A 15,270-nucleotide genomic window follows, 5' to 3' on the forward strand; every position below is an offset into this window, starting at 1 on the left:
GGCTCCCGCCCGCTGCTAGCGTCAGGAACGATCACCCGCATCTTCGAAGGAGACCCCCTGTGAGCACACCGCTCAAGGTGGCCGTGACCGGCGCAGCCGGCCAGATCGGCTACAGCCTGCTCTTCCGTCTCGCCAGTGGCGCCTTGGGCGACCGGCCCATCGAGCTGCGACTGCTCGAGATCACGCCCGCGCTCAAGGCACTCGAGGGTGTCGTCATGGAGCTCGACGACTGCGCCTTCCCGAACCTTGCCGGCGTCGAGATCGGCGACGACCCCAACAAGATCTTCGACGGCGTCAACCTCGCCCTGCTCGTCGGCGCGCGCCCGCGCGGACCGGGCATGGAGCGTTCCGACCTGCTCTCCGCCAACGGTGCGATCTTCACCGGCCAGGGCAAGGCGCTCAACGAGGTCGCCGCGGACGACGTACGCATCGGTGTGACCGGCAACCCGGCCAACACCAACGCACTGATCGCGATGACCAACGCGCCCGACATCCCGCAGGAGCGGTTCTCGGCGCTGACCCGTCTCGACCACAACCGCGCGATCTCGCAGCTCGCCGCGAAGACCGGTGCGTCGGTCAACGACATCAAGAAGATGACGATCTGGGGCAACCACTCGGCCACCCAGTACCCCGACATCTTCCACGCGGAGGTCGGTGGCAAGAACGCCGCCGAGGTCGTCAACGACCAGGCCTGGCTGGCCGACACGTTCATCCCGACCGTCGCCAAGCGTGGCGCCGCGATCATCGACGCCCGTGGCGCCTCCTCGGCCGCCTCGGCAGCCTCGGCGACCTGCGACGCCGCCCGCGACTGGCTGAACGGCTCCCCCGAGGGTGACTGGGTCTCGATGGCCGTGCGCTCCGACGGCTCCTACGGCGTGCCCGAGGGCCTCATCTCCTCGTTCCCCGTCACCACCAAGGACGGCAACTGGGAGATCGTCCAGGGCCTCGAGGTCAACGAGTTCTCGCAGACCCGCATCGACGCCACCGTCGCCGAGCTCGCCGAAGAGCGCGCCGCGGTGACCGAGCTCGGCCTGATCTGAGGCAGCACCCGCATCACGCACGAAGCCGGCACGAGTTGGAGACAACTCGTGCCGGCTTCCTGCATTTCAGCCGGGCTGCATTTCAGCCGGGCTGCGGTTCAGCCGGGCTGGTCGGGGATCGAGGCGACCAGCACCAGCAGGGACACCGCCATCACCACCAGGATCGTGGCGTCCAGTCCCTTGCGGCGCACCCGCAGCATGCCGGCGTCGTCGTCGTTCAGCGCCAGACGGGCACCGGCGGCGACGAGCAGTGACAGGGCCAGCCAGCTGACCCCGGAGCGCCACGACCCCGTCGCGGCCACGACGACGCCGATCAGGGCACCGGCCAGCGCCACGAGGTAGATGATGCCGCCGAGCGTCGACGGCTTCTTGATCTCGGTGACCGCGCGCGGCGCCGGGGGTTCGGCGACAGGTCCCGCCACCGGGTCAGCCGCCGGATCTGCCACCGGTCCAGCCGGCTCCGCCGCCGGCTGGCCCGCCGGGTCTTCCTGTGGCGACACGTCCTCGGGCTGCTCGGCCACGATCAGGCCAGCGTGCTCTCGGCGATCGAGACCACGTTGGCCAGCAGCATCGCGCGGGTCATCGGGCCGACACCGCCGGGGTTCGGCGAGACCCATCCGGCGACATCCCAGACGTCGTCGGCCACGTCGCCGGCGATCTTGCCGTCGACCCGCGAGACCCCCACGTCGAGCACGGCGGCACCGGGCTTGACCATGTCCTTGCTGATGATGCCGGGCACGCCGGCGGCGGCCACCACGATGTCGGCATTGCGCACGTGGGCGGCCAGGTCGACGGTGCCGGTGTGGCACAGCGTGACCGTGGCATTCTCGGAGCGGCGGGTCAGCAGCAGGCCGAGTGGACGACCGACGGTGACACCTCGGCCGACCACGACCACGTCGGCGCCGGCGATCGGCACGTCGTGGCGACGCAGCAGCTCGACGATGCCGTGCGGCGTGCAGGGCAGCGGCGCCTCGTTGCCGAGCACCAGCCAGCCCAGATTGGTCGGGTGCAGGCCGTCGGCGTCCTTCGCGGGGTCGATCAGGCCGAGCACCCGGTTCTCGTCGCGGCCGCGGGGCAGCGGCAGCTGCACGATGTAGCCGGTGCAGGCGGGGTCCTCGTTGAGCGTGCGGACGGCGTCCTCGATCTCTGCCTGGGTGGCCACCTCGGGGAGGTCGACGCGGATCGACTCGATGCCGACCTCGGCGCAGTCCTTGTGCTTGCCGTTGACGTACCACCGGCTGCCGGGGTCGTCACCGACCAGCACCGTGCCGAGCCCGGGGGTGATGCCCCGTTCCTTGAGCGCGGCGACCCTGGAACGCAGTTCGTCCTTGATCGCCGCAGCAGTGGCCGTCCCGTCGAGCTTCTGTGCAGTCACGCCGACCATCCTAGGGAACGGCCCCGCACCCGCGGTCACGGGTCGAGCCGCCTGTCGATCTGGCCCGCGCCGGGCGCCACGGACAAGTCGTCCGGGCACTAGGTCTGCCGGGCCGATCGGCTCCTTCTGCTCTTGGTAGATGAGGCCAATCGACCCACCAGACCGAGCAGCCGTTGGGTTGTCCCGCGCCCAGGACGGCGAGCATGGGTCGGATCACACCAGGTCGAGGTACATCACGTGCAGGCCGACGTAGCCGTGCGCCTTCGAGTGGAACGCGCCCGGCACGGTGCCGATGATCTCGAAGCCGAGCGCCTGCCACAGCCCGACCGCCGCGGTGTTGGTCTCGACCACCGCGTTGAACTGGATGCCTCGGAAGCCTTGGTCGCGGTGCCACTGCACGACGTACTCCCCCAGCCGGCGCCCGACGCCCTTGCCGCGGGCCCGCGGCGAGACCATGAAGCTGGCGGTGCCGATGTGGGCTCCGTACGACGGCCGGTTGGGGCCCATCTTCGCGGTGCCGAGGATCGTGCCGGACTCCTCGAGCACGACGGTGTGGCCGGGCTCCGATTCGAGCCAGAGCGCCTGAGCCTGCTCGGAGGTGAGGTCGGTCGGGTAGGCGTAGGTCTCGCCGGCCCGGACGATCTCGTCGAAGACCGGCCAGATCTGCGGCCAGTCGGCGACGGTTGCGGGGCGGATCATCGTCGGCTCCGTGCCCGGGGCCAACCCGGATTGGGGATGTGCCGTCTCGTCGGCCGCGGAATCATGGGGACATCAGGAGGAGGTGCCCCATGGCCCTGGCAAAGAGCGCTGTCGCCGTGATGCTGCCCATCACGGACCCCGACCGTGCGCAGAAGTTCTACGGAGAGACCCTCGGGCTGCCCTACGAAGGGATGACCTCGGAGGGCGCACCGCGGTTCACGCTCGGCGGCGGATCCGAGCTGGTGCTGCTGCCGCGTCCGGCCGGAACGCAGTCGGAGAGCACCGCGATGAGTTGGGAGGTCCACGGGATCGAGTCGGAGGTCACCGGGCTCGCCGAGCGCGGCGTGGTCTTCGAGGACTACGACCTGCCCGACCTGAAGACCGTCGACCACATCTGCGTGATGGGAGCCGAGAAGGCCGCCTGGTTCAAGGACCCGGACGGCAACGTGCTGTGCATCCACGAGTCGACCTGAGCCGCTGACCGCCGTCCTCACTCGCCGGTGGCTCCGTCGATCGACTCCCGGAGCAGGTCGGCGTGGCCGTTGTGTCGTGCGTACTCCTCGACCATGTGCAGCAGGATCCAACGCAGGCTGAACTTCTCGCCGGTCCTCCGGTCGAGGCGCACCGACAGCAGGTCGAGACCGTGCTCGGGGATCACCCGGTCGAGGATCGCGTTCGAGGCGGCGATCGCGTCGTCGAAGAGCGTGCGGATCTGCTCGGGGGTGTCGTCGACGGCACTGTGCCAGTCCCAGTCGACGTCGGCCTCCCAGTCGACGCCCTGCCAGTAGTCGGCGTCCTCGTTGCCGAGCAGTCGCCCGGAGAACCAGCTGTCCTCGCACAGCGCGAGGTGCTTGAGCATGCCGCCGAGCGTCATCGTCGACGGCGCCAGCGTCTGGTTGAGCTGTTCGCTGTTCAGGCCGGCGGTCTTCGCACGCAGGGTGTCGCGGTGGTAGTCGAGGTAGGCGCGCACCATGGTGGCTTCGTCGGCGGCCAGGGGCGGATCCAGACGTTCAGTGGCTGTCATGCGGCTCACCGTAGCGTCGCTCGCTCGGGCCGGGACAGCGCTTTTCGGCTGGGCGGTTGCGCTGGATCCTCAACCACCGAGGTTCGGTCGGCGATCGGTGATGCAGTACGCCGACCCGGCGGGGTCGCGCATCACGGTCCACTCCGACTCTTCCCGCTCCAGCTGGCCGCCGAGCTGCGCGTGGCGGCGTACCTCCGCTGCCCGGTCCTCGGCGGCCAGGTCGAAGTGGGCCCGCACCGGACCGGAGCTCTCACCCAGCCGCTGGAGCAGCAGCCGCAGTGGTGAGCCCAGCGGGCGCTCCAGCGCGGAGAACTCGTCATGTCCCGGCGACGGCACGTGGGCCCAACCGGTGACTGCCGCCCAGAACGCGCACTCCTGGTCATGGCCTCGCGACGGGATGTCGAGACAGACTTGGTCGACCGCGCTCGACCTGTCGCCAGTCCCGCTCGGCCTGTCGCCAGTCCCGCGCGACCTGTCGTGAGTTCTGGTCGACCCGTCGTGAGTTCCGTGCTCCACGAAGCAGAAGACGAAGCCACCCGGCGAGCTCAGCACCAGGTAGCCCTCGGGCAGGATCCGGTCCGCCACCACGGTCGCACCGAGGGACACCGCCTCTGCCGCGGCCGCCTCCGGGTCGCCGACGTGGAGGTCGAGGTGCAGCCCGGGCGCACCCTCGTCGAGCCGCTGCACCTTGAGGTACGGCTCGCCGGTCGGCGGCACCAGCGTGGCGAACTCGCGGCGCGCGCCACGCGGGGCGGAGACGCGGCAGCCGGCCACCTCGCTCCAGAACATCACGCCTCGTTCGAAGGACGACCCTGGCAGGTCGAGGAACGCTGAGATCCACAACGGTGAGTCCATGCGGCTACCGTACGAGCATGTTCGGTGTCGATGCGTGTCCCTGCGGCTCCGGTGCGTTGTACGACGCGTGCTGCGGGCGTTTCCACCGCGGTGCGGAGCAGGCCTCGACCGCCGAGGAGTTGATGCGCTCGCGCTACGCGGCGTACGCCGTCGACGACCTCGACTACGTCTTCCGCACCTGGCATCCGCGGACGCGTCCGGCCGACCCCAAGCCGCAGCCCGGCACCACATGGACCGGCCTCGAGATCGTCGACGTCGTGGCCGGTGGCCCCGACGACGACTCGGGCATCGTCGAGTTCCGGGCGCACTTCACCACGCCCTCAGGGGTCGACGTGCTCCACGAACGCAGCACCTTCGAGCGCCGCGCAGGTCGTTGGTTCTACCTCACCGCCGTCTGACCCTCTCGGTGGTCGAGTGCCGCCGAGGATCCCCCTCGGTGGTCGAGTGCCGCCGAGGAACGCCCCCCTCGGTGGTCGAGTGCCGCCGAGGAACGAGGCGGTGTATCGAGACCACACCCACCCAGGTCTCGATACGCTCGCTGGCGCTCACTACTCGACCACCGAGAAAACTCGCCCGCGCTCACTGCTCGACCAACGAATCGACCCAGCGCGAGCCGACCTCGACGGGCTCCGAGGCTCCACCGGTCAGCTCGGCGACCAGCGGGACGAACGCGTCCGATGAGCCGGCAGGTACGCCGAGCAGCAGCGTCACCGAAGCGCCGTACGCGACGTCGAGCACCGTGATGCCACGGGCCCGCAGCTCGGTCTCGAGTCGACCGGCGGCAGCGTGCTCGACGACCAGCGAGTGCTCCACGACCAACGCGCGCTGCAGCGTGCCGACCGCGTCGAGGCCGGCGCGCACCGCGTCGCCGTACGCCCGGACCAGGCCGCCGGCGCCGAGCAGGACGCCGCCGAACCAGCGAGTCACCACGACCACGACGTCGGAGACCTCGCGCCCGCGGAGCACGTCGAGCATCGGGGCGCCCGCCGTACCGGCCGGCTCCCCGTCGTCGGAGGAGCGCTGCACGTCGGCGGCCGGCCCGAGGACGAACGCCGAGCAGTGGTGCCGGGCGTCCCAGTGCTCCTTGCGCAGCCGGTCGACCACGGCACGCGCGGCGGACTCGTCGGCCACCCGTTCGACCGTGCAGAGGAACCGCGACCGCTTGACCTCGATCTCGGCCGACCCGTCGCGGGCCACGGTGAGGTAGGAGTCAGGCACCCAGCATGCTCTCGCGTTCGGTGGCGCACTGGGCGAGTCCCTGGGTCACGGCGGCACGCCGGCGCTCGATCTCCTGGCCGACTCCCGCGACCGCGGCAAGGGCGCCACGCACCCGGGCGGTGGAGTCGACGATCCGGTCGCGCACCGCGAGGTCACTGAAGAAGTTGTCGAACCAGACGTCGAAGGTCTTCGTGAGGTCGGAGATGCCGACGTCACCGACCGGGGCGACGCCGACGTCGTTCAGCTCGGTCGCCAGCCGCCGCAGCGCGCCGTCCGCAGCGCGCAGCCGGTTGGTCGCGTCGTCGAGCCGTTGGTGCTTCTGCAGGTCGGAGATCAACCCGCCACCGAAGAACGTGTCGTACGTCGACCACGACTGCGCCGATCCCAGCAGCTCGGCGGCCTCGTTGAGCGCCCGGAACGCCTGCTGGCCGGCCTGGTCCGCCTCGGCGAGCTCACGCTCCTCGTTGCGCAGGGCGCCGACCCTGGTGGCGAGATCGGCGAGCGACGCCCCCACCTGCGGGTCGACGGTGGGGATCCACGCCTCCTTCTCGGCGAGCACGCGTTGCCAGTTCTCCTCGACGTCGCCCAGGCCCTGGAGCCGCTGTCGCACGTCGGCGCACTCGGCCTCCAGCTGTGACTCGCGTGCCTCGGCGGTGGCCGTGGCGTACTCGGCCTGCTGCTGCTCGGCCTTCTCACGTTCGAGCCGCTCGACCCGCTCACCCTTCAACCCGGCCAGGATCCGGGTCGGGCTGAACGACTCGAGCTTCGCGACGTCGGCCCGCTCGTCCTCGAGGCGGGCCCGCGCTTCGGCCACCGCCCGCGTCGCCACGGCGAGGTCCTGCTCCAGACCGGTCAGCCGCTCGCGCAGCGTGCGCCTCTCACTGCGGGCCTGTTCGGCGTCGGCCAGTCGCTTGGCGATCTCGTCCCCGTTGGTCATGTCGGCATCGTAGGCCGCGGGTCACCACACGCCGAGGACGTCGCCGCCGATCTTGACGATGAACGCGGAGACCACGACCACGAAGAAGACCCGCACGAACCCGGCACCCTTGTGGACCGCCACCCGGGCGCCGAGGTAGCCGCCGACCAGGTTCGCCACCCCCATGAACAGCCCGATCTTCCACATCACCGCACCCTGCGGGATGAAGATCACCAGCGAGGCGAGGTTCGTGGCCCAGTTGGCCAGCTTGGCCTTGGCCGAGGCCTCCAGGAAGTTGTAGCCGAGCAGGCCGACCAGGGTGAAGACGAAGAACGAGCCGGTGCCCGGCCCGAGCGCACCGTCGTAGAACCCGATCGCCAGGCCGGTCAGCGCGGCCAGGATCGTGTGCCGGTGCCCGGAGAACCGCAGCTCGGTCAGCTCCCCGGCCTCCGGCTTGAGCAGCACGTAGGCGCCGACCAGGATCAGCACGGCGAGGATGATCGGGTTGAACGCCGACTTGGGGATCAGCGTCGCCACCAGCGCCCCGCCCATGGCCCCGGCGAAGGCCGCCAGCATCAACGGCAGGAACGTCTTCGGGTCGGGCTTGATCCGGCGGTAGAACGTGGCCGAGCTGACCGTCGTACCGCAGATCGAGGCGAGCTTGTTGGTGGCCAGGATGTGCACCGGCGCGGCACCCGGCAGACCGATCACGAGGGCCGGCAGCTGGATCAGTCCCCCGCCGCCGACGACCGCGTCCACGAAGCCCGCCGCGAGGGCCGCCAGCACGAGCAGGCTGATGACGGTCAGCGTCGGCTCGGGCACCACGCCACCCTAGACCGACCGGAGACCGGTGGAGTCTTGCGGATCTCTTGAGGATTCGCTGAAGGTACGCCGAGCCCGTGCTTGAGGCGCGACGACCAGAGTTCTGGTTGTCGCAGAAGAAAGACCAGCGGGGCTGGTCACTCACACGAAGGAACACACCATGCGCAGCATCTCCAAGCCGGGCCGCAAGCACTCCGTCAAGATCCTCGCCTCGGCCGGACTCGTGATCGCCGCGGCCGGTGTCGCGGGCCTGGGCACCTACGGTTCGTTCACCTCGACCACCAGCGCCAGCACCAACGTCGGCACCGGGACCGTGAAGCTCGACCTGGCCAACCAGGCCACCCGCGGTCTCGACATCGCGGTCACCAGCATGGTGCCTGCCGACTACGCCCAGCGTGCCGTCCAGCTGACCCGCTCGGCCACCTCCGAGAGCTTCGGCAGCGTCACGCTCAAGACGAGCCTGACCACCGACAACCTGCTCAAGACCGGCAGCGACGGCCTCAAGCTGCAGATCGACGCGTGCTCGGCCCCGTGGGTCAAGGCCGCCGGCAGCAACGACCTGACCTGCTCGGGCACCACCACCGTCGTGCTCGCCTCGGGTGCCGCCACCCAGACGGACGTCGCACTGCCGAAGGCGCTGGCCGACCTCGACAGCGCCACCAGGGTCGCGAACCTGCGCATCCAGCTCTCGCTCCCCCAGACGGCGAACAACGACTACCAGGGCCTGAGCAACGCCGTGAACGTCGACTTCACCGCGACCCAGCGCGCCGGCCAGGCCCAGTGACGCAGGCCCGCTGACCCAGGGCCGACCAGACCACGAACAGGAGAAGACCATGACGCTCCACCGCCTGCGCCTCGCGCTCACCCGGTTGCTCAGCCTGGCCGTCTCCGCGGTCCTGGTCGGGTGCCTGTTGGTCTTCGGCCTGATCGCCCTGGGCCCGCACGTCTTCGGCTACCGGACGGCCACGATGCTGACCGGCAGCATGGACCCCGGCATCACGCCGGGCGACGTCGTGGTCTCGTTGCCGAAGCCGGCCGACGAGGTCGAGGTCGGCGACGTGATCAGCTACCACATCCCCGTCGAGGACCACCGGGTCGAGACGCACCGGGTGATCGAGGTGATCGGCAACGACGACGGCACGATCGCCGTCCGCACGCAGGGCGACGCCAACGCCGCCGCCGACCCGTGGGTCGCCACCCTCGACGGCGACACCGTCTGGGAGAAGAAGGCCGTCGTGCCGTGGATCGGCAACGGCATTCGTGCCCTGCGCAGTCCCTTCGTGCAACGACACGTCTTCTGGGGCGCACTCGCCCTCATGCTCCTCGTCGGCCTCAGCATGATCTGGAGCCGCGACGACGAGCAGCAGGAGCTGACGGAGCAGCCGGTGGTCGTGACGATCCTGGAGCCCGACCAGTGGAGTTACACCGCGGCCCTGGCCGCGCTCGCCGAGGACCTCGACGCCGACTACGCGCTGACGTACGCCGGGCAGTGGTCCGACCTGTTGCCCCGACGCATCGACCGGGTCCACGCCGCGGTCCAAGCACGGGACGCGCTGACCGGCAACGACGCCGTGCTCAGCCTCAAGGTGTCGTCGGCCAGCATCGGTGCCGTCGACCTGGCCGAGACCGCCGCACTGCTGGAGGAAGCGATCGCCGACTCCGCCTGGGAGCTCGCGGACGACCTGCTCACGGGCCTTCCGCAACTGGCCGACCGAAGCCGCCACGACCTGCAGACCTGCATGGCCGCGTGAGGGTCAGGCCGGCGTCTCCATGCGATATCCGACTCCCCGCACCGTGCGGATGAACCGCCGATCCGGCTGCTCCCCGAGCTTCTTGCGCAGGTTGCCGACATGCACCTCGACGAGGTGGGTGTCGCTGGCCCACTCGTTGCCCCAGACCGTGCGCAGCAACGCCTCGCGGCTCCACACCCGGCCGGGGCGGCGGACCAGCTCGGTGAGCAGGTCGAACTCGATGCGGGTCAACTCGGTCTCCACCTCGTCGACCCACACCTGGCGGGCGTCGACGTCGACCGCGATCACGCCGTGGCGCAGCACCTCGTTCTCGACGTCGGGCTGTGCCGCCGGCTCGGCAGTGGGCGTCTCGGTGCTGGGCGCCACCGGCGCGGCCTGCTCCGTACCGATCTGCGCCGAGCCTGACTGCGTCGTACGGCGCGGACGCCGGAACAGCGCACTGACCCGGGCCCGCAGCTCGCGCGGGCTGAACGGCTTGACCATGAAGTCGTCGGCCCCCGTCTCGAGGCCGATCAACTTGTCGATCTCGTCGCGGCGGGCCGAGATCATCACGACGTACGCGTCACTGTGCTGGCGGATCCGCCGGCACGCCTCGATCCCGTCGAAGCCGGGCAGGCCCAGGTCGAGCGTGATCAGGTCAGGATCGAGGCTGAGTGCGGCTTCGACGCCGGCCGGCCCGTCCTCGGCCGTGCTGACGGTGAAGCCCTGGCTGGTCAGGGTGTGCTCGATCAGCCCGCGAATGTCCGAGTCATCCTCGATGACCAAAGCTGTCCGTTCCATTCCTCGATCCTGCCAGCATTCCTTGAGGAAACCTTGAGGCCCGACGCGCGTCGGCCTTGAAGTGCCGCCACCAGACTTGAGCCCGAGCCACCCACCGAGATGGCTGGAACCATGACTGCCTCCGACTTCGTACGCCGCGCACTCACCGTGCTCGCCGTCGCCGCCTGCCTGCTCGTGGTGGGCGGCGCCGCGGAAGCGAAGTTCACCGGCATCGGCAGCGCCGCCGTCCAGGTCGGTACGGCGAGCATGGTCGCGCCGACTGCTGTGACCGGCAAGTGGGCCTGCCGTACGTCGATCGTGACCGAGGGCGTCACGTTCACGGTCACCGGTTTCGACGACGCAGGCCCCACCGGTGCGAGCTATCGCTACCAGGTGTTCCGCAACCAGGGCACCACCGCGGTCCACACCATGACGTCGATGACGCGGTCGGCCACGGTGGCCACGCCGACGATGGGTGTGGACGGGACCGCGACCACGTGGACGCTGACCGTGCAGTCGGTGCTCGGCAACTGGACCAGCCCGGTGTGGAGCAAGAAGATCAGCTGCCCCGCGCTCAGCTCGGCGAACGGCAACCTCTGACCACTGGTCACCTCTGAACCGCATGGCACATCCGGGGGGATGGCAAAAGGGTGGAAGGGCTCGATGAGCCCTTCCACCCTTTCTGTTTCACGACTCAGGCACGTGGCCCGAGCAGGAGTCAGCCGACCTTGATCGCCGAGACGTCAGCGGTCACGGTGAACGAACCGCTACCGGTGGAGCTCTGGTCGTCGTTGTAGCCGAAGCCGATGACCGTCAGCTCGGTGGCCTCGGTGACGGTGATGACGCGCACCGACTGGCAGGTGGCCTCACGGTCGCCGGCCGGGAAGGCCGAGGTGAAGCAGGTGCCGAAGTCCTGGCCGAAGGCGTCGGCCTCGGAGACCGGACCGCGGACGGCCAGCTGCAGGTGCGTGCCGTCGGTGCGGACCGAGTCGGCAGCGACGGTGTCGAAGAAGCCGAAGGCGTTGATCATGTAGGTGCCGGCCTCGGGCAGGTTGATCGTCCCGACCTCGGTCTTGCGGGTCTTGAACGAGCCACCGAGGTCAACGATCGTGCCGCCACCGGCGAAGGAGTCGGCCAGCGCAGCGCCGTCCTTGCCGTCCTTGCCGTCCTTGCCGTCGGTGCCGTTCTTGGCGCTGGCGTTGATCTTGGCCTTCAGGTCCGCGTTCAGGTCGGTCGCGGAGATCGTGCCGTTCTGGATCTTGGCCGAGGTCACCGAGCCGGACGCGAGGTCGGCGGAGGTGATCGAGAAGTTCTTGATGTCGGCGCCGGTGATGGCCTTGGCGGCGACGGCGCCCGTGGTGGTCGCGAAGCCGAGAACGGCGGTGCCGGCGACGACCGCGATGACGCGGTTCTTGAGAATCGACATGGAGTAGTACTCCCCCAAAATTAGGTATGAATGAATGCTGGGGAAGCAGAACACGCAGCGTCGCCGTGGCGCGCCTCGTACTCGCCAGTTCACGAGATCGACTACGGCAAATGACCCGGATGGCATCCGCGGTTGACCGATCGTCCGATGACAAAACGGACATCGCGTCGCCCCGGAGGTCCCGGGTCGACGCGATGTCGAGTTCCTTCCAGCGGCCGGTTGCCAGGGGGCCGGAGTCAGAGGATCAAGGCACGGACGTCACAGGCCGCGGCACTGGTTCTCCTTGTTCCCCTCGACCCGGTTGTTGCCGCCGATCGGGCGCGGACTGTTCGACTTGCACTGCAGGTTGCCGTCGACGACGTTGCCGCGCACGGTGAACCGGCCCCGGTTGGAGAACAGCTGGATGTCGCCGTTGACCCTGGCTCCGGCGACGATGCCGCCGTACGTACCGCTCTTGAGCTGGATGTTGCCGTCGACACGTGAGCGCACCCCGTCACGCATCCGGACCACCACGCGCTTGGCATTTCCGGCCTGGATGTTGCCGCCGACCTTGACCCCGCTGGCGACCAGGCGGGCGTTGCGATAGACCTTCACGTCGCCGTCGACGCGCGTTCCGTTCAGCGCGCAGACCGCACCCCTGGGCACGATCACGTTGCCGTCGACGTACCGCGCCCCGATCGAGCCGCGACAGACACGGTCGTCGCCGGCCTGGGCCGGGCTTGCGGTGAGCGAGACGAACGAGGCGGACAGGGCGATCGGGAGTACGGCGGCGAGAGTGAGCATGCGCTTCATGACAGAACCTTTCGTCGAGGAGTTGCCTTGATCCTCGACAGCCACCGTGAAGCAGTCATGAGACGGACCTGAGAGCCCTCTTACCCGCGCCGTCAGGTCACGCCTTCGCGAGAAAGGCCAGCAGGTCCTGCCGGGTGAGCACGCCGACCGGCTTGCCGTCCTCCTGCACCAGCAGCGCGTCGGCGTGCTCGAGCAGCGCCACCGAGTCCCGGGCCGCCTCGGTCGAGCCGATCGTCGGCAGGGCCGGCGACATGTGCTGCTCGACGGTGTCGGTGAGCTTGGCGTCGCCGGCGAAGAGCGCGTCGAGCAGGGTGCGCTCGGAGACCGACCCGGCCACCTCGGCGGCCACGATCGGCGGCTCCGCACGCACCACGGGCATCTGCGAGACGCCGTACTCCTGGAGGATGTGCACGGCCTCGGCGATGGTCTCGTTGGGGTGGGTGTGCACCAGGTCGGGCAGCTGGCCCGACTTGCCGCGCAGCACCTCGCCGACGGTACGGCGGTCGGCGTCCTCGGAGCCCGACGCGAAGCCGTACTGGCCGAGCCACTCGTCGTTGAAGACCTTCGTCAGGTAGCCGCGACCGGAGTCCGGGAGGAGGACGACGATCACCGCGTCGGTGCGCCCTTCGGCGGCCAGCTCGGCGGCGAGCTGCTTGGCGGCGAAGGCGGCCATCCCCGATGAGCCGCCGACCAGCAGCGCCTCCTCGCGGGCCAGGCGCCGGGTGAAGGCGAAGGAGTCGGCGTCGGAGACCTCGATGATGCGGTCGGCGATGTCGCGGTCGTAGGTCTCGGGCCAGAAGTCCTCACCCACGCCCTCGACCAGGTAGGGGCGGCCGGTGCCGCCGGAGTAGACCGAGCCGGCCGGGTCGGCGCCGACTATCTGCACCTCCGAGTTCTGTTCCTTCAGGTAGCGGCCGATGCCGCTGATCGTGCCGCCGGTGCCGACGCCCGCGACGAAGTGGGTGATCCTGCCCTCGGTCTGCTTCCAGATCTCGGGGCCGGTGGTCTCGTAGTGGGAGCGCGGGTTGTGCGGGTTGGAGTACTGGTCGGGCTTCCACGCCCCCGGCTGCGAGGCCAGCCTGTCGGAGACGTTGTAGTAGGAGTCGGGGTGCTCCGGTGCGACCGCGGTCGGGCAGACCACCACCTCGGCGCCGTACGCCTTGAGCACGTTGCGCTTGTCCTCACTGACCTTGTCGGGGCAGACGAAGATGCACTTGTAGCCCTTCGCCTGCGCCACCATCGCCAGCCCGACGCCGGTGTTGCCCGACGTCGGCTCGACGATCGTGCCGCCGGGCTTCAGCTCGCCGGAGGCCTCGGCCGCCTCGATCATGCGCGTCGCGATGCGGTCCTTCACCGACCCGCCGGGGTTGAGGTATTCGACCTTTGCCAGCAGGAGAGGTCCTTCGTCGGTCGACGGGTCCAGGTCCAGCGAGCGGGAAAGCCTCAGCAGCGGGGTGTTGCCGATGAGGTCAAGGAGTGAGTTCACGTAGTCCACTCGCTCAGGCTAGCGCCGGTCGCTCTGCCACGGCGACCGCCGCCGGTTGAGGAGGCCCAACTAGACTCTCGCCGTGGGGAAGACAGCGGCAGCCAAGAAGCTCGCCTCTGCTGCGATGTACGGCGGCGGGGGCCTTTCTGCGTTGGGGGCCGGCCTGTACGGCGTCCTGCGCGCCGAGGCGAAGCTCGCCAGGAAGGCGATCGGCGACGCCCAGGGCGTTCCGCCGAACGCGACCGGCTGGTACGGCCGCGGCCGGCCCGGTCCCGCCCTCAAGGTGGCGCTGATCGGCGACTCCAGTGCCGCCGGGTACGGCGTCGGGCAGGTCGTCGAGACCCCGGGCGCCAACCTGGCCAGCAGCCTGGCCGCCCGCGCGGACCGCCGCGTCTACCTGCGCTCGTTCGCCGTCGTCGGCGCCCAGTCCAAGGACCTCGCCGCGCAGGTCGAGCAGGCGCTGCCGATCGAGCCCGATGTCGCGGTGATCCTGATCGGCGCCAACGACGTCACCCACACCGTGCGCCCGTCGCAGTCGGTGGCCTTCCTCTCCGAGGCGGTACGCCGACTGCTCGGCGCCGGCGTGGCAGTGGTGGTCGGCACGTGTCCCGACCTGGGCACCATCAAGCCGATCAACCCGCCGCTCAAGCAGGTGGCCCGCAACTGGTCACGCCGTCTGGCCGCGGCCCAGTCGATCGCGGTCGTCGAGGCCGGCGGCCGCACCGTCTCGCTCGGCTCGATCCTCGGTCCGGAGTTCGCGGCCGCACCCGCCCTGCTCTTCGGGCCCGACCAGTTCCACCCCTCCGCCGAGGGCTACGCCTCGCTCGCCGCCGTACTCTTGCCGTCGGTGATGGCCGCACTCGACCTGATCCACGAGTCGGAGGCCTCCCCCGAGGCGTTGCGCGGCGAGGGCGTCCTGCCGATCGCCCGTGCCGCGGTCGAGGCAGCCCGCACGCCGGGCACCGAGCTCGACGGCACCGAGGTGGCCGGCTCGCGGCGCGGCGTACGCGGTCTCTGGGTCGAGCTGCGGCACCGTCGCCGTCACCCGACCACGACCACCGAAGAACCGCATGAGGCCGAGGCGGCGCACGCCGAGAAGTAGGCCCG

General features: G+C 69.9%; 19 protein-coding genes. 7 read left to right on the forward strand and 12 right to left on the reverse strand.

Annotated elements, in window-relative coordinates; all coding sequences use genetic code 11:
- Positions 1-59 precede the first annotated feature (59 nt).
- The gene (locus tag ASD30_RS07345) at positions 60-1,040 is read left to right on the forward strand and encodes a malate dehydrogenase (RefSeq protein ID WP_056678874.1); all 981 of its coding nucleotides are present in this window, start codon (positions 60-62) and stop codon (positions 1,038-1,040) included.
- Between the two features lie 98 nt (positions 1,041-1,138).
- Here the strand turns inward: ASD30_RS07345 and ASD30_RS07350 are convergent, their stop codons facing one another.
- The 3 genes from ASD30_RS07350 to ASD30_RS07360 form a co-directional block, all read right to left on the reverse strand.
- Complete coding sequence (locus tag ASD30_RS07350) at positions 1,139-1,561, reverse strand: DUF3017 domain-containing protein (protein WP_056678877.1); 423 nt, start codon at positions 1,559-1,561, stop codon at positions 1,139-1,141.
- 2 nt (positions 1,562-1,563) lie between these two features.
- On the reverse strand, positions 1,564-2,415 hold the full coding sequence (locus tag ASD30_RS07355; protein WP_056679502.1) for a bifunctional methylenetetrahydrofolate dehydrogenase/methenyltetrahydrofolate cyclohydrolase: 852 nt from the start codon (positions 2,413-2,415) through the stop codon (positions 1,564-1,566).
- Between the two features lie 213 nt (positions 2,416-2,628).
- Positions 2,629-3,114: a GNAT family N-acetyltransferase gene (locus ASD30_RS07360; RefSeq protein WP_056679506.1), complete on the reverse strand. Its 486-nt coding sequence runs from the start codon at positions 3,112-3,114 to the stop codon at positions 2,629-2,631.
- Between the two features lie 89 nt (positions 3,115-3,203).
- On the opposite strand from ASD30_RS07360, the gene ASD30_RS07365 reads away from it, so the two are divergent.
- Entirely contained in the window at positions 3,204-3,587 is a 384-nt protein-coding gene (locus ASD30_RS07365; protein ID WP_056678880.1) for a VOC family protein, read from the forward strand.
- A 17-nt stretch (positions 3,588-3,604) separates the two neighbouring features.
- Here ASD30_RS07365 and ASD30_RS07370 read toward each other — a convergent pair whose 3' ends face one another.
- Both ASD30_RS07370 and ASD30_RS07375 read right to left on the reverse strand, forming a co-directional pair.
- Complete coding sequence (locus ASD30_RS07370; RefSeq protein WP_056678883.1) at positions 3,605-4,138, reverse strand: DinB family protein; 534 nt, start codon at positions 4,136-4,138, stop codon at positions 3,605-3,607.
- 69 nt (positions 4,139-4,207) lie between these two features.
- Entirely contained in the window at positions 4,208-4,993 is a 786-nt protein-coding gene (locus tag ASD30_RS07375) for a VOC family protein (RefSeq protein WP_056678886.1), read from the reverse strand.
- 17 nt (positions 4,994-5,010) lie between these two features.
- Between ASD30_RS07375 and ASD30_RS07380 the strand changes: the two genes are divergently transcribed.
- Positions 5,011-5,391, forward strand: a complete 381-nt coding sequence (locus ASD30_RS07380; protein ID WP_056678888.1) for a YchJ family protein — start codon at positions 5,011-5,013, stop codon at positions 5,389-5,391.
- Positions 5,392-5,572: 181 nt separating this feature from the next.
- On the opposite strand, the gene ASD30_RS07385 is transcribed toward ASD30_RS07380, so the two are convergent.
- From ASD30_RS07385 to ASD30_RS07395, 3 genes are read right to left on the reverse strand one after another with little or no spacing between them, the layout of a single operon-like run.
- Positions 5,573-6,211 carry a YigZ family protein gene (locus ASD30_RS07385; RefSeq protein ID WP_056678892.1) on the reverse strand — a complete coding sequence of 213 codons (639 nt, stop codon included), beginning with the start codon at positions 6,209-6,211 and terminating at the stop codon, positions 5,573-5,575.
- Positions 6,204-7,148 (reverse strand): hypothetical protein, encoded by a 945-nt coding sequence (locus tag ASD30_RS07390; RefSeq protein WP_056678895.1) that lies wholly within the window; start codon positions 7,146-7,148, stop codon positions 6,204-6,206. Before ASD30_RS07390 ends, ASD30_RS07385 begins: the two co-directional genes overlap by 8 nt.
- 21 nt (positions 7,149-7,169) lie before the next feature.
- The gene (locus tag ASD30_RS07395) at positions 7,170-7,949 is read right to left on the reverse strand and encodes a sulfite exporter TauE/SafE family protein (RefSeq protein WP_056679509.1); all 780 of its coding nucleotides are present in this window, start codon (positions 7,947-7,949) and stop codon (positions 7,170-7,172) included.
- Positions 7,950-8,109: 160 nt separating this feature from the next.
- Here ASD30_RS07395 and ASD30_RS07400 point away from each other — a divergent pair, with 160 nt between their 5' ends.
- Both ASD30_RS07400 and ASD30_RS25965 read left to right on the forward strand, forming a co-directional pair.
- The gene (locus ASD30_RS07400; RefSeq protein WP_056678897.1) at positions 8,110-8,733 is read left to right on the forward strand and encodes a TasA family protein; all 624 of its coding nucleotides are present in this window, start codon (positions 8,110-8,112) and stop codon (positions 8,731-8,733) included.
- A gap of 49 nt (positions 8,734-8,782) precedes the next feature.
- Positions 8,783-9,700 carry a signal peptidase I gene (locus ASD30_RS25965; RefSeq protein WP_082563617.1) on the forward strand — a complete coding sequence of 306 codons (918 nt, stop codon included), beginning with the start codon at positions 8,783-8,785 and terminating at the stop codon, positions 9,698-9,700.
- Positions 9,701-9,703: 3 nt separating this feature from the next.
- Here ASD30_RS25965 and ASD30_RS07410 read toward each other — a convergent pair whose 3' ends face one another.
- Positions 9,704-10,480, reverse strand: coding sequence for a response regulator transcription factor (locus ASD30_RS07410; RefSeq protein ID WP_056678900.1), 777 nt, complete (start codon positions 10,478-10,480; stop codon positions 9,704-9,706).
- 111 nt (positions 10,481-10,591) lie between these two features.
- On the opposite strand from ASD30_RS07410, the gene ASD30_RS07415 reads away from it, so the two are divergent.
- Positions 10,592-11,059, forward strand: a complete 468-nt coding sequence (locus ASD30_RS07415) for a hypothetical protein (protein ID WP_056678903.1) — start codon at positions 10,592-10,594, stop codon at positions 11,057-11,059.
- A 118-nt stretch (positions 11,060-11,177) separates the two neighbouring features.
- On the opposite strand, the gene ASD30_RS07420 is transcribed toward ASD30_RS07415, so the two are convergent.
- From ASD30_RS07420 to ASD30_RS07430, 3 genes are all read right to left on the reverse strand, one after another.
- Positions 11,178-11,885: a hypothetical protein gene (locus ASD30_RS07420; protein ID WP_056678906.1), complete on the reverse strand. Its 708-nt coding sequence runs from the start codon at positions 11,883-11,885 to the stop codon at positions 11,178-11,180.
- Between the two features lie 258 nt (positions 11,886-12,143).
- Positions 12,144-12,677, reverse strand: a complete 534-nt coding sequence (locus tag ASD30_RS07425; protein ID WP_056678910.1) for a hypothetical protein — start codon at positions 12,675-12,677, stop codon at positions 12,144-12,146.
- 97 nt (positions 12,678-12,774) lie between these two features.
- Positions 12,775-14,172 carry a cystathionine beta-synthase gene (locus tag ASD30_RS07430; protein ID WP_056678913.1) on the reverse strand — a complete coding sequence of 466 codons (1,398 nt, stop codon included), beginning with the start codon at positions 14,170-14,172 and terminating at the stop codon, positions 12,775-12,777.
- Positions 14,173-14,245: 73 nt separating this feature from the next.
- On the opposite strand from ASD30_RS07430, the gene ASD30_RS07435 reads away from it, so the two are divergent.
- On the forward strand, positions 14,246-15,265 hold the full coding sequence (locus ASD30_RS07435; RefSeq protein ID WP_056678916.1) for an SGNH/GDSL hydrolase family protein: 1,020 nt from the start codon (positions 14,246-14,248) through the stop codon (positions 15,263-15,265).
- Positions 15,266-15,270: the final 5 nt, after the last annotated feature.

Origin of the sequence: Nocardioides sp. Root140 (genome assembly GCF_001426745.1) — a bacterium.
Classification (GTDB): domain Bacteria; phylum Actinomycetota; class Actinomycetes; order Propionibacteriales; family Nocardioidaceae; genus Nocardioides.

Coding starts and splice junctions, on each gene's coding strand:
- ASD30_RS25965 (WP_082563617.1), top strand. CDS start 8,783: ATGACGCTCCACCGCCTGCGCCTCGCGCTCACCCGGTTGCTCAGCCTG.
- ASD30_RS07375 (WP_056678886.1), bottom strand. CDS start 4,993: ATGGACTCACCGTTGTGGATCTCAGCGTTCCTCGACCTGCCAGGGTCG.
- ASD30_RS07420 (WP_056678906.1), bottom strand. CDS start 11,885: ATGTCGATTCTCAAGAACCGCGTCATCGCGGTCGTCGCCGGCACCGCC.
- ASD30_RS07390 (WP_056678895.1), bottom strand. CDS start 7,148: ATGACCAACGGGGACGAGATCGCCAAGCGACTGGCCGACGCCGAACAG.
- ASD30_RS07425 (WP_056678910.1), bottom strand. CDS start 12,677: ATGAAGCGCATGCTCACTCTCGCCGCCGTACTCCCGATCGCCCTGTCC.
- ASD30_RS07380 (WP_056678888.1), top strand. CDS start 5,011: ATGTTCGGTGTCGATGCGTGTCCCTGCGGCTCCGGTGCGTTGTACGAC.
- ASD30_RS07370 (WP_056678883.1), bottom strand. CDS start 4,138: ATGACAGCCACTGAACGTCTGGATCCGCCCCTGGCCGCCGACGAAGCC.
- ASD30_RS07360 (WP_056679506.1), bottom strand. CDS start 3,114: ATGATCCGCCCCGCAACCGTCGCCGACTGGCCGCAGATCTGGCCGGTC.
- ASD30_RS07415 (WP_056678903.1), top strand. CDS start 10,592: ATGACTGCCTCCGACTTCGTACGCCGCGCACTCACCGTGCTCGCCGTC.
- ASD30_RS07410 (WP_056678900.1), bottom strand. CDS start 10,480: ATGGAACGGACAGCTTTGGTCATCGAGGATGACTCGGACATTCGCGGG.
- ASD30_RS07400 (WP_056678897.1), top strand. CDS start 8,110: ATGCGCAGCATCTCCAAGCCGGGCCGCAAGCACTCCGTCAAGATCCTC.
- ASD30_RS07365 (WP_056678880.1), top strand. CDS start 3,204: ATGGCCCTGGCAAAGAGCGCTGTCGCCGTGATGCTGCCCATCACGGAC.